This window comes from Fuerstiella marisgermanici (assembly GCF_001983935.1).
In the GTDB taxonomy this organism is placed as follows: Bacteria; Planctomycetota; Planctomycetia; order Planctomycetales; family Planctomycetaceae; genus Fuerstiella; species Fuerstiella marisgermanici.
In genome coordinates this window covers 5932622-5956738 of sequence record NZ_CP017641.1, presented here as the reverse complement: position 1 = coordinate 5956738, position 24117 = coordinate 5932622, and the positions used below count along the sequence as shown (strand labels likewise).

The window sequence follows — 24117 nt, the reverse complement described above, 5'->3', positions numbered from 1 at the left end:
AACCACTTGCAGGCGGGGGAGTGTCGCGAAAATCGGCCGGTTTTCTGGTGACCCGCCGAATACGGGCGCATCGGTGGACTTTTAAAAGTCGGGGCGCGGGACCAGGCGGGAATTGTCCGGCGTCGTGCGGCGTGCGATGACTTCGAAGGGACGCACGTCCAGCTGATTTTTCTGCAGCGTGAGTTCTGCAATGGCATAGTGCGAGCCTGGAGTGGTCGCACGCACCTTCAGCGGGAACTTTCTGCGTTCCTTCGGCTTCAGCGTGGCGATCCGAACTTCGATCTTGCGATCCAAATCGTCATCGTTCAGAGCATGGTGGCTAAGCCCCAGCGGCACGTCGACACGCAACGACACGCCTTCTGCAGGAGCGGTTCCGACATTTCGGATTTCAAACAGCACCTCAATCCATTCATTGACGGGAACCGTCTGCGGTGGCTCAAGCAGTGTTAGCTGCACATCGGGAAGATCTTCAACGGGCGGAAGGCGGCGTTCCTGCGGTCGCGGTTCTGGCTCGCGTCGGTCGAACGGTTCCGGGACATATGGCTCGGGTTCGAAAGGCACAGGCTCAAAAGGTTCTCGCTCAATCGGGCGCCGGTCGATTGGTTCACGGCGATCCGGGACGGCGGGCAGAGGTTCAGACACACCGGTTGATGCAGCGACGGCAGTCGTGGCCGAGACCTCAGTATACGACTGAAACTGGCCGAACTCAGACGACGTCACTTTTACCTTCAGGATTTTTTCATCGAACGGGCGAATGTCGTTCAGAAGCCACGTTATGGTTGATTCCCGATAAACGGCTTGCGGCTGGACAGCCACTGGTCGCCATGCGGATGGCAGTAGTTCTCGCACTACCAAGCCATCCAATGTGTCTGGCGACAGATTAGTCAGTCGGATTTCAATCTCGAACTCGCCAGCAGGTGGCTGTTCCGGCAGGAATTTCTCGACCTTCAAATCGTTGGTCGCGACTGATTCCCCCGGGATGACTCGAACGCGTGCATACAGATCGTCTTCTGCAAACTGCGAGTCTTCACGCAGCACGGGCCCGCTGCCGGTACCGCGTTCTCTCGCCTGAGCATCGCTGAATGTCCTCCAGTCACCGTTTCGAAGTGCCATCAGGCTGTCGCGAATCATCCGATCCACCAAAGGCGACCGAACCTGGCGGCCTCGACGTTCCACAAATGGTTCAATCGTGATATTCAGCAGACTGCGCGAATAGTCGGGTTCGCGAGGATATTCTGGTCGGCCTGGATTCCACAACACGTCCGGCTCCGGCGGAGCGGGAGGCATGCTGTCAACGATCTCCTGGCGGATGGATGGTGGAATACGCCAGCGATCTTTTGACGGCACCTGATGGACAAGCTCGGGCCCGGTCGCAAGGGGGTTGGGGCCGTCTGCCACTTTCAGTTGCAGCACGTTGTCGGGTGTCAGAATCGTTGTGTGGTCAAGTACGCTGCCGACAAGCATCAGCGATTCTTCGTCGCTGCGGTTGGCCTCCGCTTTGTCGGATAGCCCTGTGACCATCACCAGTGCGATCAGCAGAATGCCTACGCCGCCGGAAACGGTAGCGGCAACCCACCAGAAATGATCAAAGACGAATCCGCTCACTCGGTCTGCGGCTTCGCAAAGCATATCCCAGAATCTGGCGGCCCAATCGAATGGTGCCGTTAGCCATTGCCCATCGGCAATTCCGAACAGACTTAGCCTCTCGCCAAAAATCATGGCCAGAAACATCAGGCTGATGATGAAGACAAATCCAAGAGCAAGGTCCATTCCACCGCTTCCCTATCGGTCTGTAGGCGAGCCGGTGGTTTAGCAAATATCGGCAAATTCGGAAAGGGGAATCGCTCGTTCGGCCAAATTCGCGTTGCGGAAAGAGACAATTCCAACCTTGAGCGGCCGCTGCGATCCACTTTGCAGGCAAATGCGTCGTGATAGCAGGAGGTCTTTCGGCGGCAGCGGCGCATCGACCGGGAAAAATACGATGCGGCAGAGTTGAGCTCACTGAACGTGATGCTGATTTCCCTTGGGTGCTGTTCTCCAGACCTTCAGCAAACCCGACTCCATGCCGCACCAGCCGGCCTCGGATGTAAATAGGTGCCCGCGATCCTTGCCATGTTGGACAACAAGCCGACTAAGGGGCCAATCGCATCCAGTCGATTTTGCGGACGTAGATTTCGCAGGTTTTCTAAGAAAATCACAAAGTCACCCCTGTTCGAGTTCTCGCGGTGTCCGTTGGAGGTGTTGGTTGCCCTTGTCTGCCGTGGCTTCCTGCGGCACCTAAGTGTCGCAGATGACCAATCCGGTGTTTGGGGTCGCAGAAAAATGCGAATCGAATCAAACTCCGTCTGCGACGTTGTAGAGCCGCGATTCTGCGGCTGAACTGTTGGAAAGGCGATTTCCCGGCGTCTGTCTATTTGCCTTTCCAGCCAATGCGCGGTCGGCATCAGGGTTTTCCTAAACAGAAAACCCTGCATAAACCGAATCTTATCAATGGCGTGATGTCTGTTTGTACGGTCGAGGTACGTCCGTTCATTGAAGGATGCTCCGTTTTGCGGGCTCCAAGGCAGATTCACATCTCTATTAAAACACCTTGTTGGGTATTGAGCATGCTTCTCAACACATGGCTTGCAGCAGCAAAACGACACTTGTTCAGCGCGAATTTCTACGGCGCGGCACAGGGCGCTGGCGCGGCGAATCGTCGATCCACCAGTCGAAGGCGCGACTGCGCGGGCGGCGAACAGTTGGAAAGCCGCACGCTGCTGACGGCGCTGGTGATCAACAATTCGAACGTTGACAACTTCGTTGACATCGGCACGGGCAACCTGTCTATCACCAACGCCGACCTGGGCGCGCACGATGAAATCGTGATCGAACGGATCGATCTGGCTTCGACGACCGAAGGGATCTCAATCGATCTTTCCGGTGTCACGCTAAACCGATTAGCCATCGAGACCGTCAACGTCACGGCCTTTAGCGGGACGGGGATCGATGTCAATCTGACGAACGTGACGGGCAACCGCACGATTTCGTTGGAAGACATCACGATCGCGAATGTGGGTGCCGGCATCAACATTACGCTGAACAACACAGACAGCCATGCCGTCACGATTGAGGACTCAATCACGCCGTCTGTCAGTATTAATGCACTGAATGGTTCTGACATTACCCACGGGATTGTCACTCAAAACGAAATCAGTGCGCCAGCCGATCTGGAAGGCGTAATGCTGACAGTCAGCGGCTCGACAGCGGGCGACTTTTCCAGCGCGAATGATTTTCAGATCGTCGACAACCTCGGCGTGCAGGCACTGAACAAAGATGCGATTCAGGTCAACCTGTCTGACGCTCCGACCGACGGACTGCGCATCGCCAATAACGTGATCGGCAATGAGCCCGGCGCGGACGTCTTCTTCCGCGCGGCCGGCGATACTTTTGTGCAGCCGTTTGAGATCCGGAACAACGCCATCGACGGCGAGATGCTGCAGCAGTTTACGCTTGACCTGTCAGATCTCGGGTTGGTGTTTGACGAAGGCCTTGACGGCAAGCCGTTCACAGTTGTCGGGAACACGGGAATCGGTGCAACTGCGACTCTTAGTTCCAACGACCAGATCCTTACCGTCGATTTCACAAACTTTCTGCCGGGCGATGTCTTTCAATTCGTCATCGACATTGACCGTGCTCCCGCAGTATTGCCCGGCACACCGATCGCCGCACCGATTTTCGGTAACGATCTGATTGGTGCGGACGTCGTGTTCAACTTCGACGCGGGTAATTCAGGCACCGTCGCCAAGACCGTTGCCGGGGTGCTGATCGGTGACGCAGACATCTTCAATTCGGCCGTGTTCGCACGGGGGGCCGGAGCAGCGGCCAATGTTCACGGTATTAACCTGAACCTGACCAATTCGCCGCTAACAAATACCGAAGTCGTCGACAACGTAATTACTGGTGTGGCTGGCCATGGGATTCTGGTGGGCGCTCACGACGTTAGTGACATCACCGGGATCATGGATCGCAACACGATCACATCCAGCGGCCAGGACGGAATTCGCTTCGAACTGGAAGACAGTAACTTCACCGGAGCTTTGCGCGACAACACGATCGGTCAGAATAGCGGCCACGGAATTAACTTCCTGCCCAGCGTGTCCCGCAGCGGATTTGTGGAAGAAGCTTTCGACGGCACACCGATCCAGATCACGTCCACAAATCACGGTCTCCAAACCGGCGATGTGATCGTGATTCAGGGGATGACCAATGCCAATCCGAACATCAACCACCCCGGAAACGGCACTCACACAATTACGCGGACCGGCAACAATACATTCACGTTGAACGGTACCAACGGGCTTGTTTCGGGAGTCAACTACAACGCCGGTGGAGCCTGGTACGTACCGGATTTCCAGGGCGGAACGGCGAACGGTCTGGTCAAAATTGATGTTCAGGGAACTCAGCCGGAAGGCCGCATCACGGATATCGTGAATCCAGCAGGTGCCGGTGACGTGATCTTCACTTCAGTGGGGCACGGCTTGTCGTCCGGTGATCGCATCCGCGTGTCAGGTGCTACTGGTACATTAATCACGGGCGATTACAAAATCACAGTGCTCAGCGCCAATACGTTCTCGCTGGACGGCGTGCGAGCGTCGGGGGCTTACGACAAGAGTGGCGGACTGGCGCGATGGACGAGCAATCTGATCACTGGTGCCACTAACCCGCTGACGGGTGGCATCGTAATCACATCTGTGGGGCACGGACTTCAAACCGGCGATCAGATTCGAGTCGCCAATGTGGGCGGCAACACGGCCGCTAATGGCACTCATCGAATCACGGTGCTGACGGCCGATACGTTCTTGCTGCAGGGCACAACCGGCAGCGGCGGCTACACCTCCAACACGGGTTACTGGACGCCGATCGCAGAAACCACCTTCACCGGCGATACACTTCCCCAGTTGATTTCTGGAAACGCCATCACCAGCAATAATCTGGCGGGAATCAACATCGACCTGAAAACAGGCACCAGTTTTGATGGAGATATTGTGCAAAACAATATCTCCAGTAATGCGGCCAAGGGGATTCACATTGAATCTCACAGCTATGGTGTGGGCGCGACCCTGCCGTTGGATCCGTCTGATCCTCTTGCACTTCCTGGACCACAGGATATCAGTTTTAACGTCAATATCGGATCCGATGTCAGCACGACCGGCGGCCCCAACGGGATCCCACTGGACGGCAACGTGATCGACAATAACGGCCACGCCGGAATTGTGGTTGAAGTGCTGGACCTCGCGACTGGGTCGTTCGAAATCAAAGGCAATAAGATCACCAGCAGCGTGGATGACAACGACGCCAACACGGGTTGGGCGGGCGACGGCATCTATGTCGCATTGGAAAGTGATGAGTTTGACGTCGATGCGAATTCGCTGCTTGCCGAATCTGTCATCGAAAACAATATCATCGGTGTTGATGCTCAGGGTAACGACGGCAACGGTCTGAATTTTCTGTTGACGGAACGCACTAAGATCCAGGATCTGGAAGTTGTCAAAAACTTCTTTGGCAACAACGGCGCCGATGGTTTCCACTTCGAACGAACCGAAAACGGCTCACTGAATGCCGTTGTGCTGGATGACAACGACGTTACCAACAACCTGGGTGACGGCTTCGATCTGTACGCACAGAACTCGGTTGACGACCGCTTAGACTTCAAGATTCAGCGGAACGACATCAACAATAACGCCGAATATGGGCTGCGAATTAATGTGCAGGCGGCTGCTCGAATTGAAGTCGACTTCCACACGAACGACGTGATCGGCAACGGCCACAGTGCCAACGGGAACGGTTTCCACCCGAACGACGCTGCGTCCAACTTTACGGGCAATCCCACGGGAACGAACTTCCTGGGCAACGCTGGAGCGGCCGGTGGTGTGGGCATTTTTGGCTTTGAAGAAGTCGAAGTCGTCTTCAACGCCACCGACTCGCGGATCTCACAGAACGTCGGCGACGGCTTCAGCGTGGACGCTTTGGACGAACGTGACACGCTGCGAGTGAATGCCAACTTCACTGACATGGAGTTCATTGGCAACACGCTGACCGGTGTCCGTAGCAACGGGATCGCATTCGGCACAATCAACTTCGTTAGCAGCCTGCTGAATCACAACCGGGAAGACGGTCTTCGAATTGTGGCGGTTGAGGACAAGAATTCGACGTTCGAAACGCGAGTCGGAGGGTCCGATATTACGGTGACAGCGATCGGCAATCAGTTCGTCGGCAACTGGCTGAATGGAGCTGTTTTGGGCCAGGGTGTTTCCGCCGTCATGGGTAACGGCACAACAACCGCTGAATTCGCAAATGTCTTTGACGGAAACGGGTACACGGATCCAGCCATCACAGGCACAGCTCGCGTTAATACCGGTGGCGATGGTCTAAAGATTGTGCAGGACGCTGGACCGTACTTGCACAGTCTCGGAAGTGTCGCGCAGACTTCACAATCCAATAACACATTGTCTCTCGGGCGTCGCCGTGTTATTCAAACGCAGTCCAATTACTTCCGCAACAACGGCGGGCATGGCATCGATATTGGCCACGACGTCAGTCTGGAAGGCGGTAATGTCGAACACGGTTACGAGGTTGTCAGTGACACAGATATCATCATCAATAACGCAGTGATCAGTTCGAACGACGGTGACGGAATTGAATATCTGGCCGACGGCACGTTGCGAGTTCCATCAGTGGCGGGGGGCGGTCAGTACATAAGTAACCCAACGGACGTGAGTTCCCTGTACGTATCCGATTCTCGCATTGAGAGTAACGAAGGCCGCGGCATCGACATCTTAAACCGCGTCAACGAAGACTCCCGCATTGTGCTGGTGAATAACGAGGTTCTGACGAACAACCTGTCCGGCGTGTATGTCATGAACACGCTGGCTCATGAGCAAGTGCAGTTTGGTCCCAATGACCCGCTGTTTGCGTCGACGACAACCGATATTTTCAGCGAGCTGAACAACCATCCAGTCATTGGATGGAATGCGAAAACGCCAAACATCGAATTGCGGGTCCAGTCCAACAATATTTTGGACAACGGAAACCAGCAGACATCATCAACAGTGCCGATACCGCAATCCGGCCAGGTGAATGACTCAACTGGTGTCCGAAGTTCGGACTGGACCCACGACTTCCGTCAGGTCACCGGAACATTAGGTGGCCTGGTGGTTCGCGTGGGCACAGCGGACACGTTGGGGTACGCTCTTGGGTTGGGCGATCCATTCTACAACGCGGCCAACACTGAAGTGGAGCTTGGCCTGTCGGGCATTGATGCGGAAGTTGTCAACAATACCTTCAACGGTAACTTTGGAGCGAGCGTCTTTTTGGACTCGTTTGTCAGCATCATTCCGCCCCAGTCTCAAGGCTGGTTCAATTACACGGCTGACGTTCCCCATCTACGGGGAGCCAACTGGAGACAGGGATACCGTGACCCGCTGGCCCGGCTGGACATGGTTTTTCGCGGAAACTCAGGAAATTCGCTGGACGTGACCAACGGCTTTGCATTTATCGACAATGATGAGAACTATTTCAAATCACGCCGTCGCGGTCCGTCATCCTCGCCGCCACAGGACCATGCCCATGGCCCGGTTTTGTCCCCGAATGGATATTTCAGCAATGTAACGCGTTCACGGAATGCAACCCGCACTTTGGGCTGGTTCAACAGCATTGGCGAAGTACCGTCATCGGTCTACCAGGTTAATCTTGATCCAAACACTGCTTTCGGTTCGCTTGAATTCAGCTTCGAGGGGCACGGGACATCGACCTGGCGAGTGGAGTCGGACTATGACTTCAACAACTTCAATCAGACCAGCACAGTGCAAGGGTTTTCAACTTTTGAAGACACAGTAGAGCTGGTCAACACTGACGACACTTTCGAATTTAACAGCAACAACAGCATCCTGAGTGTTGACCCAAGGTACTCGTTTCAGTGGGACACGGGCCGTAATACAACCACCTTTACCGGCCTGACGCCGTATTCACTCAGTCGCGGTGATATCTTCAACGTCGACGACAACGAAGATCCGATTCAACCGGACGGGATGGAAGAAAACGACAGTTTCCAAGGAGCCTCGCAACTGGGAGTTCTGGGCGGCAACAGCATCTCTGTGAATGCCTTCACGAACAATTCGCTGCAGCCTGGTGTGTTGAATATCGATCACAAGGGCGACCGCGACTACTACCGCTTTAAGACGCACGCCACATTTGCGAATCCTGCGGCCAACCTGATTAATATCAACGTGGGCACCGACGACGGTACTGGCAACCCCATTGACCCCGATGGCGATTCGCTGAGGTTTATGATTTATGAGGTTCAACCGCTGACTGACACGGAAGAAGTTCCGTTGATTCAGCAAAGCGGTATTCCTCAGTACACAAGTGTGACCAATGGCGGAACCGGATTTATCCAGGTCACAGCGAAGCCCAATACAGAATACATTATCGAAATCCTGAGTGCTGAAGAATCCAACCTCGGTGTTTCCGGTGGTGGCACCGGCGGCACAAACTTTGTCTACGGTACTACCCGTGGCTATACGCTGAGCCTCGATGCCCCGATTGGAACAACTCCCGTTCTTGCCGGTGCGGCAACGGGTTCCGGATCCGCGACGGGGTCGTTTTCGACATTCGTCACAGGTGGCAACGCTGGCCAAACTGCGGCTGTCTCTATTCCTGATGAAGCACCGACGGTAAGCGACATTACGGACGTCCAGCCGAATGCGGGTCAACCGATCAATGTCGCCGTCAACACCATCACCGTTCAATTCAGTGAAGATGTGACAGGCGTTGATCTGAGCGATTTTGAGCTTACCCGAGACGGCAATGTCGTGGCTCTGGCGGGAGCGATCTTCAATCCGATCGATCTGGAACACTATGAGATCACCAACCTCGCTCCGCTGACAAACATTGCGGGTGACTACGTCTTCAGCGTGAAAATTGACACGTCCGCCATCATCGACACAGACGGTGTGGCTCTTGTGGCGGGTGGTAACGATTCGGAATCGTGGACGTTGGATAACCTGGTGAGTGCCACCTACGACGCCCGCGACAACATTCCGGGCGACGGCCAGATTGCAGACGCAAACGGCAACCGGACTTTGCGAGCCGCCATCAACGAAGCGAATGCAAACCCTGGTGCCGACATCATTCATCTGGCCCCAGGCACATACCTTCTGGATATTGCCGGCCGTTCTGAAGACGAAGGATTCAAGGGAGACCTTGACGTTCTCGAAAACCTGACGATCCGAGGTACCGGTGCTGATGCCACGGAGACAGTCATTGATGCATCACAGATCGACCGCGTGTTCCACATCTATCCGGGCGTTAATCTGACACTGGAAAATCTCACAGTCCGCGGCGGTGAGGCTTATGACGGCGGTGGCTTCTTTATTGAAGGCACAGCGACACCAGACGGCGTCGTCTCCAGCACCGGAGGCATGTTGAACATCGTTGACGTCAATATCATCGACAACGAAGCGTACAACCAGGGCGGCGGCATCTACAACCTCGGCACCGTCAATGCCTCGCGCAGCTCAATTTCTCGCAACGAAGCGGGATCTCGCGGCGGTGGCGTGTTCAATCACGGCAAGGTCGAACTTGTCAACTCAACGCTTTCGTCCAACATGGCCGTCTCACGTGGGGGCGGACTGTTTAACGAACGTCAGGATAGTGCAGTCAACCCTACGATTCGCCCGATTCAAACGGTCGGTTCGCTGTATGCTCTGAACTCGACGATCGCCTTCAACTCCGCCGGTGCGGAAGGTGGCGGTTTGTATCAGGAAGGCACTGCCACGTTCGAAATCGGCAACACCATCATGGAAAAGAATACGGCGTCTTCATCGCCCGACCTGCAAGGCACCGTCAATTCGATGGGCTTCAACTTTATCGGAGACCTTGACGGCACCCCTGCCGATGCCCTGCTGCAAAACTCGGACATTGTGGCCGAAGCCACAGCTGGCGTCACTGAAGCCGGACTGGCACCACTTTCGTCCAACGGTCCGAACGGCACATGGCACCACGCGTTGAACGCTGGCGCGTATGTCATTGATGCGGGCAGCAATACTCTTTACGCCGACGAAACCGGCGTCGCTGTCGGAAGCCTGATCAACGAATTCGATCAGGTCAAACGGCCACGTCAGGTTGAAGGCAACAATGACGGTGCATTCAGCATCGATATCGGAGCCACCGAATTCTTCGTGAGCCAACCAGTCGCGATCATCACGGCCACTCCTAACCCGGCTGGTGTGAACGAAACGGTGAACCTCAGCGCCGCACTGTCGACTCATACGCTGGTTCCCGGCAGTTCAAAAATCACGATGTACGAGTGGGACTTCAACTACGACGGCACCTTCGATCCGCAGGCAACCGGGGTCACAGCCACGACATCGTATCCCGCCATTGGCCAGTTCGTGGTGGCTTTGCGAGTCACAGACGATACGAATCAGCAAGACCTTGAGACGGTTGTCATCAACGTCAACGTTCCATCGAAACCAGTCATCACGGCACCGTTCACAGGTGGAACCAGCGATTCTACGCCGACGATTGCATGGTCAGCCGGTACTGGTGCGTTCACGGTGACAGTTACCGATGCGGACGGACAAGTCGTGTTCACCCAGACGGGAGTCACCGAAAATTCGTATACCCCGACCACGTCTCTGCCGCCCGGTACGTACACAGCGGTTGTGACGGCGTCTAATGCCAGTGGTACCGCCGCCAGCGATCCGCACACGTTCCAGGTCGTTCAGCTGTCAGTGCTGGAACCGGCTCATCAGTCCATTCAATTCGATACCACTCCGGAATTCATCTTTACGGCGATTCCAAACGCAGAACGCTATCAGGTTTGGGTGTCGCAGCAGGATCCAGCCGATCGCCGTACGACCATCGCTATTCCAATCAATGATAGCTTCGTTGATGCCAGCGGTGCTTTGATCGCCGGCACCAGCAATGCGATGTACGAATCACAGACATCGTTGGGCGAAGGCTACTACCGAGTTTGGGTGCGAGCCATCGAATCCAACGGCAATGCAGGCGACTGGAGTACCGCTAATCAATTCCAGATTGTCCGTCCGGCCATCACTGGACCGATTGCGAACGGCGGAGCGACCATCGACAGCACACCGACCTTCACGTGGACAGACATCGGTGCCAATCAGTACGAAATCTGGATCAGCCAACTTAATGGTACGGACGCCAACGGCAACGTAGTCACGTCGCCGCTTGTGGTCGCAAATGTTCGCGGCATCCAGGGGACGTCCTACACGCCACCGAATGCTATCGGCGATGGCGACTTCCGAGTCTGGGTGCGCGCCCTCGACGATGACGGTGAACCAGGCCTGTGGAGTCCTCAGTACAACTTTACCAAAAATCTGAATGCTGGCCCGACTCTGATTTTCCCCATCGGCGGCGAAACGGTGACGGACCGCACACCGGAATTCGTCTGGCAGGCTCAGGACGGAGCCACGCACTACGAAATCTGGGTTAACAACATCACCACCGGTCAGGTGCGTCAGATTCACAACACCAATGTGGAACATGTGGCTGGTGCGACTGAAATTACGTATACCGATCCGGTCGCCGTCCTGCGAAATGCCAGCTATCGCTGGTGGGTGCGAGCGTTCAACGAAGATGGTCAGGCCGGTGCATGGTCACAGCCTTCTCAGTTCTTCGTTCCGACTCCGTCCATGACCGGTCCGGGCGACCCTAACCCGAACGCGCCGATCGTTACGATCAGCGACACGAACTTGCCGACGTTCTCATGGACGACTGTTCCCGAATACGTTCGCTTCGAACTATGGGTCAACAACGTCGATACCGGTGCATCACGTGTTATCTACGAACCGAACCTTACGACCAATTCTTTCACACCGGACTTGCCGCTTGAAAACGGCACGTTCCGAGCATGGGTTCGCGCCTTCGACGATGTCGGGAACGCCTCGCAGTGGAGTAATCCGAATAACTTCATTCTTGACGCGACGGTTGGCAACGCACCGCAACTGCTTGCCCCAACGAATTTCTCAACTGACAACACACCGACGTTCGAATGGACCGCACTACCAAACGTCACTCAGTACGAAATTCTGGTCAAGAACATGCTGCTGACTGGCCAGCCAACTGTTCTCAATCAAGTCGTGCCATTGGAGCTGGACCCGTTTTCCGGGAACCCAATATTCACCGCAACCACCAATCTGGCGTCGGGAACCTACCGCTGGTGGATTCGCGGCTTGAATGCCGATGGCAATCCAGGCCCATGGGCGCAGCCACTGGACTTCCGTGTCGCTTCGTCGGACATGGCAATCCCACGCGAACTTGAAGATGTGCCAGAACCTGAGGTGCTGTTCGCCTCGATTCAGGCAGACGAACTGTACCGCGACGATCTTCGCATCATCACAGTGCATCCTGCCGCCGTCGTGGCGACATTAACGGTCGACCAAACAGAGCAAGTGAGTGCCGAGCAGACGTTGACGGAGGAAGCGGAAGCGACTGGCGACGTAGACTCCGTGATGGAAGAATTGGCCACCGCCGACTGGTGGATGGGCGAATCTGACGAAGCGATTTCCGAAGACATCTTCGCCGAAGTTGCAGAACAGCTCGTCGATGGAGAATCGGCCGTCGTTGTTGCGTCCAGCCCTCAGCAAGCCAATCAGGCTCAGGGAGCGGCTGTGCTGGGCATTGCCCTGGCAACGACCGGACATCGTCAGCGAAAGCCAAAACGCGAAGAGGAATAACGCCTCAGCGTTAAGGAATTTCAACGAACCAGAAGCCCGGCTTTTTACGAAAGCCGGGCTTTCTGCGTTGATACTTCGCACATCATTTTGTGTTGAAGCCTGAATTCCCGCCAATCACTCGCTATCGTGTGGCGATGCTCAGCATTGGCCCACTCAAGCTTGATCTTCCCGTCGTTCAGGCGGCACTCAGCGGATACAGCGACTGGCCCATGCGCGCAGTGGCGAAACGCATGGGAGCTCCCTACACAATTGCGGAGGTCATGATCGACAACTTTGTGAATTCGCTGAAGAATCGCGAACGCACAAAGCACTTCCTGATGGTTACCGATGACGATCACCCGGTCGGAGGCCAGCTAATGGGAGCCGATCCGGACCAGTTTCCATCGGCCGCTAAGCGGTTGGTGGAAGCAGGTTTCGATGTCATCGACATCAACTTCGGCTGCCCGGTAAAGAAGGTTCTTGGCCGGTGCCGCGGTGGCTTCCATTTAAGCCAGCCGGAAATTGCCATTGAGATCATTCGCCGCGTTCGCGATGCCGTGCCTGATGACGTGCCCGTGACCGTGAAGATGCGGCGAGGTATCGACGACTCAGCGCAAAGCCGCGCCCAATTCTATGAAATTCTGGAACACGGCTTTGCAGAAGGCATCGCGGCAGCCACAGTCCACGGGCGAACCGTTCAGCAAAGATACATCGGCCCCAGCAACTGGAATTTCCTGAAGGAACTCTGCGACGAATTCCCAAACCGAACCATCCTCGGCAGCGGCGACCTGTTCACTGCGGAAGATTGCGTGCGGATGATTCGGGAGACGGGAGTTTCCGGAGTCACCGCTGCTCGCGGCGCCATCGGGAATCCGTGGATCTTTTCACAGGCCCGCGCGCTTCTGGCCGGGCAGCCGTTGCCTCCTCCGCCGTCCGTTTTTGAACAGCGAGAAGTTTTGGCTGAGCATTTTCAGCTGGCAGAATCGGTGTATTCCGTTCAGCGAGCTGCGAAGCTGCTGCGAAAGTTTGGCATGCGCTACGCCGAATGGCACCCGCAACGTGAACGCGTGCGTGATGCATTCATTCAATCCAGAAATGCCGAAATGTGGTCACAGGTGTTAGTCGATTGGTACGCGGACGACGCACCGGGAATTCCTCCATTGCCTGAGGGTGAACGCGCATCTGCCCACCAACCCGCCACGCAAGCTGCGATGCCTGAGCTCCCCTAAAATCTGGTAAGCCAGGCAAATGTGGAGCCTAGTGAGTCTGCGGAAATCCGTTTAGTACACAGTCGTTGTCGTTTCGGGGTGGACAGACGGTTGATTCCCGACAGAATGTCCACCCATTGTTGCGCCTGCCCTGCCCGACTACTCTCACGACACCATCCTGGCATGCCCGAAAAGCACGGCAATCATTCGGTTCAATCCGCTGCGGAACGCGAGAAACTCGCGTTGGCAGATTCCGCGCCTGTTGTGTCGCTGCTGGAAGCACCGTCCGGGACGCCCAAATTTGAGCCGGCGATCGGACTTCGCAACGCGCACGCTCAAACGATTTACGGCACCTTACGACCGGCCCGGCCCAGAGTTGCAAACACGGTTCAACGACGACTTCGTTTTGCTGATGGCGATTTTGCGGTACTGCACGATGATCAGCCAGCGACATGGAAGCGAGGCGATCACGTCGCGCTGTTGATGCACGGGATGGCTGGTTGCCATCAAAGCGGCTACATGGTGCGGACAGCAGCGAAGCTGATGGACCGAAACGTCCGCGTGTTTCGGATGGATCATCGAGGCTGCGGGGCGGCGACAATGCTCGCTCAAAATCCGTACCACGCAGGACGCATTCGTGACGTCGAAGCCGCAATCCGCATGCTGGAGCGACTGTGTCCCGGGTCTCCAGTGTCGGTCGCCGGCTTTTCTCTTAGCGGCAATTTGCTGTTGAGGTACCTTGGCGAAGATCCCCAATCGTTACCGTTAAGTCTGTTCCGAGCCGTCGCCGTTTGTCCGCCGGTGGATTTGCAGCACTGTGTGGAAAAGCTGAGTTCCACTCGGATGGGCCAACGCTACGACTGGTATTTTGCTCGGCAACTGGTCAGCAACATCGTCAACACACCGCTTTGGCGCGAAGACCTTCCGTTGGCGATGACCAACCGCGCTCCGCGACGAATCGTGGAGTTCGACGAATTCTATACAGCTCCCGCGTCCGGCTACCGTTCGGCCGAACACTACTACGCCGAAGCGTCGGCTCGTGACTTCGTGAGCGACATCCGAGTCCACACGTCGATTCTGGTGGCTGAAGATGACCCTCTTGTCAGTTCCGAGCCGTGGCTGTCGCTGACGTTGCCGACCAATATCACCATGTGCATGACCAAACACGGCGGGCACCTGGGGTTCATCAGTCGCAAAGGAATCGAGTCCGATAACCGCTGGATGGACTGGCGAGTTGTTGACTGGCTGCTAAATTAGACGGTACCGGGCACACAGCGCCGCGGTTTTGCCACATTCCACGCTCTCACCCCACGAAACCAGCCATGCGCGCGCTCCTGATCGTTCTCGCTGTTGCCGCCATATCAACGGCCACCGCTGCCCCGCCGACCGGGGACAAACACATCTACAAAACGGTCGACGGCAATGATCTCGCCATCTACGTGACCAAGCCTGGCGATTGGAAGGAGGACGACAAACGTCCCGCCATCTTGTTTTTCCACGGCGGCGGCTGGGTCGGCGGAGCTCCCGGACAGTTCACTAACCACGCCGAATACTTCGCCTCCCGAGGCCTCGTGTGCTTTCAGGCTCAATACCGCCTGTTGGACAAAAAGAAGAAAGATCCGCCGACGGTTTGCATCCGCGATGCACGGTCTGCGATGAGATGGGTGCGTGGAAAAGCGGCTGAATTCGGCATCGACCCCAATCGGATTGCGTCGGCAGGTGGCTCTGCTGGTGGGCATCTCGCTGCGACGCTGGGAACCATCAACCTTCACGACGAACCCGGTGAAGATACATCCGTCCCGACAATGGCCAACGCCATGCTGTTATTCAACCCCGTATTTGACAATGGCCCGGGTGGCTGGGGGACAGCAAGAGTGGGCGATCGCTATCAGGATTTTTCGCCCGCTCACAACATCACTAAAAGCACCCCACCTGCGATCGTCTTTCTGGGCTCAGCTGACAAGCTGATTCCCGTTGAGACACTGGAGTCCTTTCAGGCGAAGATGACAAAAGCCGGAGTCCGATGTGACACGCTCGTCTTTCCCGGCATGCCGCATGGCTTCTTCAATCACGGCAAGTATGACAACGTACCGTATGTGAAAACTGTGCGAGCTGCAGATCGGTTTCTTACCAAACTCGGCTGGTTGAAAGGCGAACCGACGCTGGCTGACGTCAAGTCACCTGCCGGTTCGGAGCCATTGGTCAAACAGAACCAGTCTGCGGCGGAATAGTCATGCCGCATATCGCGGTTCTGTTCGAATACCCGACCCTGAACGGTGGCGAACATTCGATGCTGTCAGTGCTGTCCCGGCTTCGACAGGACGATCAGTTCACCTTCACGGCGATCGCTCCGCCCGTCGGCCCGCTTTCTCAGCGGTTGGCGCAACTTGCGATTCCGCTTATTCCGTTTTCGACTCGCGATCAGAACGATAGCAAGCTGCCAGCGCAGGAACTCCAACGCAGGCTGACGAATGTTGTTGCTGAACTGCAGCCGGACGTTTTGCACAGCAACAGCCTGTCGATGAGTCGCCTTAGCGGCCAGTTGAATGCGTCTGAACCTGCTGCCTGCCGCCGCACCGGCCATCTGCGAGACATCATCAAACTGAATAAAACAGTCGTTGCCGACTTAAATTCCAACGACGCTTTGATCGCTGTTTCACAGGCGACGTTGGATTTCCATGTTGCTCAAGGCCTGAACAAAGACCGTGGCTGCGTCATCTACAATGGTGTTGATGTGAATGCCTTCAGGTCGCACAAAAGCAGTACAGAACGAAGCCAGCTATTCCCTAATGTCCCGCCCGACGCACATGTTCTGTTGACGGTCGGACAAATCTGTCTCCGCAAAGGACAGCTCAACATCGCCAAAGCGGTTCGCCAACTGCTGGCCCATCGAGACGACATCTTTTTGGCCATCGCGGGGGAAAGACACTCCAGCAAAGCCGAAAGCGTCGCCTACGAAGCAGCGATCCGCGAAGAATTCGAAACTGGCGGCAAAGCGGACCATCTGCTTACCCTGGGCTACCGCGGTGACATCGCCGCTTTGATGAACGCGGCCGACGTGCTGGTCCATGCAGCCCATCAGGAACCCTTCGGCCGCACGCTCTTAGAGGCGGCAGCGTGTCAGCTACCGATCATCGTGACCAATGTCGGCGGTACACCTGAAATGCTGCAACACAACCGGCACGCACTACTTGTCGAACCCAACAACGTGAAAGCGATAGCGGACGCTATTTTGCAGCAGCTCACAAATCGCTCACTGGCGAAATCGCGAGCAGCCTCCGCCCGGCAAAGGATCGTCGACAACTTCAACGTTGAAACCGCAGCCGCGAACCTCGCCAGATTCTGGCTTGCCCGCAAGCAGCCCGCTGTTTAGCAATCAGCCCCAGCGACCAACGGGAGCAACGCCGGCGCTTCAGCCCCCCAAACGTCATCCGCCCACCATGCCATCCGCCTGCCGGGGCGGCCCGGCGTGGAATTCCTGCCAGCGGCACCAGGCGTAGTTCCATTCCATCCACATTCGCATGACGGACCACAGCACTCGCATGCGTTCCAGTTGATCGCTGGCAAGCTTCGTTTGTTGAGCGGCAGAATCGCGAGCCGCCATGTCCAGCCCCCAGCGTCGCGCGATCGAACGGCACAGACCATCGGCCGACAGATCCGTTTCGTCGTCTGGTCGTGCTTCTGAATCGCCCAGCGATGAGGATCGTTCGTCGCCAACCAGTCCCGCGCCGTCGGCGGTTACGAAGAATTCGAACAGCCGTGCACGGTAGGGATCGACTTCCAGCGGCTTCGTGGCTGCCTGAGCCTCCTCAGCCAGTTTTTCGATCCCGTCCAGAATTTTCTTTGCCACCGATTGTCGTACGGGGTCCGACACCGGAATGTCTCGATTTGCCATTTTCTTCCCTCGATAGTCCTGCCGAACGATCTGTGGTGAACGCCATCGGAGTGAACTTCGCTGTGTTCGTAAGTCTCTTTCAGGAAACAGTATACGCCAAAATAAAGACGATCAAACAGGATCGGCGGTGTCCCCGCACGATTCGCGTAGCCTGGATTTCGATTCTCTGTCAGAATCCGGCAACGGCCATGGAATCATGACCCCAAAACAACCAGCAAGCTAAGATCGCCGTCACGGATGAAACGGGAGTAATGGGTATGGACCCCTTCGCGCACAAGAAAACGAAATCGCCCAACAAACGCAAGCTCGCCCTGTTGGGGCTCGCAGCCGCCTCATTCTCAATTTGGCATTTCGACCTGATTCCAGAACTCGGGTCCGTACCGACCGGCAGCCTTGATTCGGTGGGAACCGACAACGGACTCAACGAAGCCGACTTCATCGCGATGCTGGAGGCGACGCCGGCGACAGATACCGATTCGGGCCTCGATTTGACCATCAACGAAAACGAACCGCATCTGCCACCGCTGGATCAGGATCCGCTCATCGCCGCGCTGGCTGAGCAGACAGAACCAATGGATGGCGTCATACCAGCATTCGCGGAATCAAGCGGTGAGTCACAGTCCGCGGCGACCGGTATTCAACCAGCATCGTTTGAGTTGTCGGAACCACCTGTCGCCAACATCGCAGCCATGCCGACGGTACTTTCACCGGAAGTCGCTGAGCAACTGAAAGAAGTCGATCGGTGGATCGAAACTGGTGAAACGCTGGAAGCTCACGCTGCTCTGTCCCGCATCTATTGGAAGCAGCCGGAAGTTCGTGCGCACATTCAGCAACGCATTGAACGCACTGCCGCAGAAATCTACGCCAGTCCGTCAACTCATTTTGCTGAACCATACATGGTCGAATTTGGTGACACGCTGCAAGGGATCGCCAACAAATACAATGTGCCGTGGCAGTATCTGGCTCGCCTGAACCGAACCAACGAAAAGTCATTGCAGGCTGGCCAGAAGCTAAAAGTGTTAACCGGGCCGTTTGGAGCGGTGATTGATCTGGACAAATTCGAAATGACGGTCCACGCTCACGGGTGGTTCGTTCGTCGTTACCGCATCGGGATTGGTGCCGACAAAGGCACACCGGTGGGCGAATTCACCGTGCAGGATAAGCTGGAAAACCCAAAGTGGTATAATCCGGATGGTGGCACGGTCTCTGCAGATGATCCTTCCAACCCTTTGGGGGAATACTGGCTGGGGCTCGGCGACCACATTGGTATCCACGGAACGATTGATCCGGATTCCATCGGCAAGGCAGCGTCACGAGGCTGCATCCACCTTGCCGACGGGGACATCGCCGAAGTCTTTCAACTACTGGGCGAAGGTTCGCCTGTCGTGATCCGAAACTGACCGGTTTCTGGCTATGGACGGAATTTAAGCACGCGTCTCACTTATCCTTCCCTGCCGGATGAGGTCGTCCAGTGTCCTCTGCTGTAACTCACGGCACATCGCCAAGAGAAGCGAGAGCAGCCAATACAGCGTGGTGAGGGATCCACTCCTGCTCAAGCTGGAGTTTGGGTTCGTTGCATGCGTGAAACGCTTCTTCCTCATCGGGCAGAAGCAAGGCAGGCAGTTTCTGAATTTTATAGTCCTTCTTCGGTGAATGCACCAAGTCGGGGAACTCACGCATGGTATGACTGTCCATGAAAAGGCTGCGAGCCTCGCCGACCAGTTGTCGGAATTGGGACAGAATCCGAAGGCCAAAGACGTCGAGATCGCCCCAGTAGACGACTTCGTTACTCTGCAGACAATCCAGCGTTCGTAGATGCACCGCTGCGTTGCCCATTCCGAAAATCACAATCGAATTTGACGCTTGCGGAAACGTTCGCAGATTCGTCAGGTTCTCGACCACGAATATCCGAACGCCGTCGAGAGGCACACTGTTAAAATGGTCGATCGGAATCGATGCTTCAGAACAAGGCAGACCGAAGCGTGCCTGAGTTGCCTCGTCCAGGCACCGCAAAGTGATCAAAGGTTCCCAGTCGCGCAGCCAGTATCGCCGGAAGAAGTTGGATTCGTCGGCTCGAATGGCATCTGGCGAAAGAACTCCCTCTACGTCAAACCACTGCTGCAGAATTCTCTGACGCTGTTCAATGAACTTCCCGTGAACAGCCAGCGGTATTTCACGAGCAAAGCGGTTGGGCCGCGGATTCTTACGGAACCACTGCACGACCGAAATCAGATTGTCAACAGCGCCAGCCACTCCAGCCAATTGCATCGTATGAGAACGTAACCACGCTTCCAGTTCAGGAACATGTCGGCGAATCTTTGCGACTGACGATTGCAACGCACAGAATTCGTCCTGCTTGGCGACTAACCGCAGCAGGTCGTCGCGCGTTTCGAACAGAATCCGATTGGGAAATTCGTTGCTGCCGGAGGATCTTGGTTTTCGTCGAACCCACTCAACCGAATAGCCGTAACCCAGTCGTTCCTTGCTTCGGTTCCGCAGTTCCTGAACAGCAGAGATGCTTTCCACGATGTCGTCGCCGAGCGTTTTCGACGAACGCAGCACGTGCGGAAACAGCTCACGGTCATCCAGCCACGCCTGTATCACCTTCGGATACAAACGTAGCGCTTTGGCTGTGATTTCGTCCGGTGTGATCATGTCAGCCCAGCTCTCATCGGAACATGGTCCGTTGTTTCTCTCAGTCGCGTACATTCGATTCTGAGGCTTCCCGCATCGACGCTCTTCCAAGAGCACGGAATGGCGATCAAGAGCGTTGCAACGTCGAACGCGCATCTACGCAGAATGTGCTCGACTGGGAGAGACCGAGCCCGGTTACCGCGGTTTCACCTTCTTCAACGTGCGCGGCGGTGGCGGTTCGTCCCCAACCACCTGATCTTCGAACTCCCGCGCTGTCATTGAATGCACTTGCGAATGACTGTGTTCGTCCTTGGCCACCAAAAGATAGCAACCGACGTAGCGTTCCGTCACTCGAGCTTTCGCGTCCAACGGGGCGACAATCAATAGCTGCAGGCCGAATTTGCGGAAGAGTTCCAATGCGTATTCCGAATACTGGTCATCGATCTTGCTGAACATTTCATCGACAACCACAAAATGAAAGCGATCGCTGTTGTCGTCCGTCGGATCGATGTCGTATTGATATGCAATCGCGGCCACCAGGATTGTGAACGCCAGCTTGGCTTTTTCTCCCCCGGATTGGCCGGTGCTGTCTTCGTAGTAGCTGTGTTCTTCGCCGGTTGCATCGTCAATTTCGCGAGCCGCGAAGTCGAACCAGCGACGGACGTCGATCACTTTGTTGCGCCACCGCTCTTCGTCACGTAAACGGTGAATCAGGTTCTGGATTCGCAGGAAGCGGGCTTCATCTGCTTCAAATGACGCAGCAAACATGTCGTCCAGACATGCATGCAGCTCAGTGCGGAAGTCGTTGATTTCGCGGTCGGTGACTCGCCGAGCTTCCAGCTTCATGTGCGTGCCGGGATTGTATTCCAGTTGACCAAGCGCTTCGTTTAACAGGTCGATTTTGTCTTCAATCGCGTAGCACTCGCGTTCCAGGTCACTGTTCAGTAACCCGATTTCGCGCGTCACCTTGTCGTTCAGCCGTTCTTTGAATCGCTGTTCGTGGCGAGGCAGGTCTTCTTCGCGGATGGCTTCCAGCAGACCCAGAAAGCTGTCCAAATAATCTGTGGACGGATCCAAATCCGATTTCTCTTCAGGGAACTTCGACAGAAAGCGGCTCATTTCCTTCAGCAAACGTTCCTGCAGCGGCTTGGCTTTTTCTCGCAGCTTGTCGCGTTCCTGTTCGCGAATTCTGCGGAATTCCCGTTCGCGCTGATCGATGTTGAAGACTTCCAGCAGTGTATCACCCAGCATCTCTGCCAATTGATCGAATGATTCGGCAAAGACTTCCAGTTCGCCCGCGTCCGACAACTCGGCCAGCCTACGTTTCGCGCTGGCCAGACCCTGTTGAGCCTGTCCGAGCTGCGTTCCGATCGCGCCTTCCTGAGTCATGACTTCATCGCGTTCGATCGCCAGAAGTTTTTCGGCGGCCGTGTGCTCGGCCAGTGTTCGTTTCAGCACCCGAACTTCGTCGTTGTCCTGTTCCAGTTGTCGACGTTCTTCTTCCAGTTGCATGATGGCTGCATCGTGCGACATGAAGTCGATTTCGGTGAACTCACGAACCTGCAGAGCATCGGCAATCGCGTTCAGCCTGGTCGTCAGCACCTGTTCGTCGGATCGTTGCTGGCGGATTCGGTCTTCGATCACGGCCAAATCCGTTTGCAGTTTTGAAATTGTTTCTGAGAGCCGACGTTTCTTTTCGCGGTTGTCCCAGCCCAAAATAAAGTTGGCCGGATCGGCGATTCGGTCACGGTCGTCCTTGATGTGATGATCGCGGTTGCGAACGTGGCGTTCCGGCGTGATCGCGGGACCGTGGACTGCCTGGAACTCTTCGACGGTTTCGCAGCAGCGATAGTCGAATCGGGCTTCCAGTTCGGCTCGCACCCACGGCAGCAGCGCATGGCCATCACGCAGCTTGAGCTTGCGGACCAGCGAATCAGGGTCAGCGACCGAACCGTCCGGTTGCTGCTGCCGCTCGCGAACTCGCAGGTACACGATTTTCTGGCCAAAACCGCGAGCATCTTCCAGGCGATGCTCATTCATGTAACCACCGACAATTCGATAGTGCTTGTCCGGCACCAGCAGGCTGAGACCAAAACTGTGCAGAACCATTTCGATGGACGGTTCCCACCGCTGTTCGTCAGGCAATACGGAAACCAGCTCGGCCACGAACGGCAAGTCACGAACATTCAGTCCCAATGTGTCGCATAGTCGGTGCCGCACTTCGACAAACCTTTGTGGAAGATTTGATTTGCGTTTCTCCAGAGCCGTGAGTTCCTCCTGTGTTTCGTGCAGCCGACGCTTCAGTCCGCCGGCCGTAAAAATGTCGAGGTCCGTTTGCTCGCGAACGCCCACTAACTGTTGCTCAATGGCGGATTTTCGCTCCGGCAGTTCGGCCAGAATTTCCAGTAACGATTCGGCTTCGCCCACGGTGTTTTGCATGCCAGCGATATGCAGCGACTGGTGAAAGCGTTTGCTATGGTGTCGCTTGTTGTCGGCATCCTTGCGCTGCAGTTCGATCAGTCGAGGAATCTCTTTCAACCGGTCGCCGCCAGCGTTGTCGATCTCGTTTTCCAGCCTTCGAATGACAACCTGCACGTCGGCGATCCTGGACGCCAATTCGTCCTTGCGAATGCGGATGCGCTGCAGTTCCGTTTCCCGAGCTTCGCATTCCGGCTCAAACAGTTCAACGGCCCTCTGTCGAAAGAAGGCTTCGGTCGCCGCCAGAAGAGCTTCGGCTGCTTCCAAACGATCGGTTTGACTGCGCCACTTGAGGCCCGATGTTTCGATCGGCTGCAGTAGGTTCCGCTGATCGCGCACTTTCACCAACGCGGCATGAGCTTCGCTCAACTGCCGAAAGTGAGTCAGCAAGCTATCGACCGTCTTGCCCCAGGACCGAGCCTCCAACATGTGGTCGCGGATAAATTCGTTCAGACGCTGGATGTCTTTAACGGCGACGGTCTGGTTCAACATGTCCATCGCTTTTTTCTGGACACCCGTCGCCTTGCGAAACCACTCGTGGTATTCGGTAAACGTCCTGGTCGCCTTGAATCCTCGCTTTTTCAACTGCTGCAGCAGGTCGCCCTTATTCAGCCCGGGGCAGTCTTTCGCGATGGATCTTTGAGCGACATCGAAGCAGTAGACTCGATCAGCTTTGCCGTCCGCAGTGATGTACAGCACTTGCGCAATCGTGAACGTCTTGCCCGACGTGGCGTTGTGAAAACACGCCAACAGCACCGAGTAGTTTGCGTTTCCTGGACGCAGATACTGCACCTGAGCACCCGAGTCCTGATCGCCACTGCGGCGATCATAAGCACCTCGGATATACGTGCGTTCGTCGCGTTCACGCTTCTTCGCCCCGGCCGCCACGTTGTAGTTTCGCACAGCAGGGCGAACCAGCAGCGTCAAAACGGCATCCACCAGTGTCGACTTACCGGACCCGTTGCGACCGATCAGCAGCGTGGTATCGCCGTTGGGTTCGATGCAGTAGACCTCACCACGATTGCCATCACTGGTGCTGTCGAATGTACCCCAGTTGTAGACTTCCAACCGTTGCAGGCGAAAGCCGGGTTTGGTTTGGGTTGTGGGTTCGAGAAGTTGAGACATGGTGAATCAGTTTTCAGTGTTCGTTTTTCAGTCTTCAAAGTGTTGTGGA

At 55.9% G+C, this 24117-nt stretch carries 10 protein-coding genes; 6 read left to right on the top strand and 4 right to left on the bottom strand.

The window, feature by feature from the left end:
- Nucleotides 1–81 precede the first annotated feature (81 nt).
- Nucleotides 82–1770, bottom strand: a complete 1689-nt coding sequence (locus Fuma_RS22300) for a DUF11 domain-containing protein (protein WP_077026068.1) — start codon at nucleotides 1768–1770, stop codon at nucleotides 82–84.
- Nucleotides 1771–2606: 836 nt separating this feature from the next.
- On the opposite strand from Fuma_RS22300, the gene Fuma_RS22295 reads away from it, so the two are divergent.
- The 5 genes from Fuma_RS22295 to Fuma_RS22275 all read left to right on the top strand — a co-directional run bounded on the left by Fuma_RS22295 (nucleotide 2607) and on the right by Fuma_RS22275 (nucleotide 17309).
- Nucleotides 2607–12749 (top strand): PKD domain-containing protein, encoded by a 10143-nt coding sequence (locus Fuma_RS22295; protein ID WP_077026067.1) that lies wholly within the window; start codon nucleotides 2607–2609, stop codon nucleotides 12747–12749.
- 134 nt (nucleotides 12750–12883) lie between these two features.
- Nucleotides 12884–13957 carry a tRNA dihydrouridine synthase gene (locus Fuma_RS22290; RefSeq protein ID WP_077028484.1) on the top strand — a complete coding sequence of 358 codons (1074 nt, stop codon included), beginning with the start codon at nucleotides 12884–12886 and terminating at the stop codon, nucleotides 13955–13957.
- A gap of 162 nt (nucleotides 13958–14119) precedes the next feature.
- Complete coding sequence (locus tag Fuma_RS22285; RefSeq protein ID WP_077026066.1) at nucleotides 14120–15193, top strand: YheT family hydrolase; 1074 nt, start codon at nucleotides 14120–14122, stop codon at nucleotides 15191–15193.
- 65 nt (nucleotides 15194–15258) lie between these two features.
- Nucleotides 15259–16167: an alpha/beta hydrolase gene (locus Fuma_RS22280; RefSeq protein WP_077026065.1), complete on the top strand. Its 909-nt coding sequence runs from the start codon at nucleotides 15259–15261 to the stop codon at nucleotides 16165–16167.
- Between the two features lie 2 nt (nucleotides 16168–16169).
- Nucleotides 16170–17309, top strand: coding sequence for a glycosyltransferase family 4 protein (locus Fuma_RS22275; protein ID WP_077026064.1), 1140 nt, complete (start codon nucleotides 16170–16172; stop codon nucleotides 17307–17309).
- A 54-nt stretch (nucleotides 17310–17363) separates the two neighbouring features.
- Here Fuma_RS22275 and Fuma_RS22270 read toward each other — a convergent pair whose 3' ends face one another.
- The gene (locus tag Fuma_RS22270) at nucleotides 17364–17831 is read right to left on the bottom strand and encodes a hypothetical protein (protein ID WP_077026063.1); all 468 of its coding nucleotides are present in this window, start codon (nucleotides 17829–17831) and stop codon (nucleotides 17364–17366) included.
- A 257-nt stretch (nucleotides 17832–18088) separates the two neighbouring features.
- Here Fuma_RS22270 and Fuma_RS22265 point away from each other — a divergent pair, with 257 nt between their 5' ends.
- The gene (locus Fuma_RS22265) at nucleotides 18089–19231 is read left to right on the top strand and encodes a L,D-transpeptidase family protein (protein WP_077026062.1); all 1143 of its coding nucleotides are present in this window, start codon (nucleotides 18089–18091) and stop codon (nucleotides 19229–19231) included.
- 88 nt (nucleotides 19232–19319) lie between these two features.
- Here the strand turns inward: Fuma_RS22265 and Fuma_RS22260 are convergent, their stop codons facing one another.
- Together Fuma_RS22260 and Fuma_RS22255 are read right to left on the bottom strand one after the other, a co-directional pair.
- Complete coding sequence (locus Fuma_RS22260) at nucleotides 19320–20486, bottom strand: Wadjet anti-phage system protein JetD domain-containing protein (protein ID WP_077026061.1); 1167 nt, start codon at nucleotides 20484–20486, stop codon at nucleotides 19320–19322.
- A 174-nt stretch (nucleotides 20487–20660) separates the two neighbouring features.
- Nucleotides 20661–24068 carry an ATP-binding protein gene (locus Fuma_RS22255; RefSeq protein ID WP_077026060.1) on the bottom strand — a complete coding sequence of 1136 codons (3408 nt, stop codon included), beginning with the start codon at nucleotides 24066–24068 and terminating at the stop codon, nucleotides 20661–20663.
- Between the last annotated feature and the right edge of the window lie 49 nt (nucleotides 24069–24117).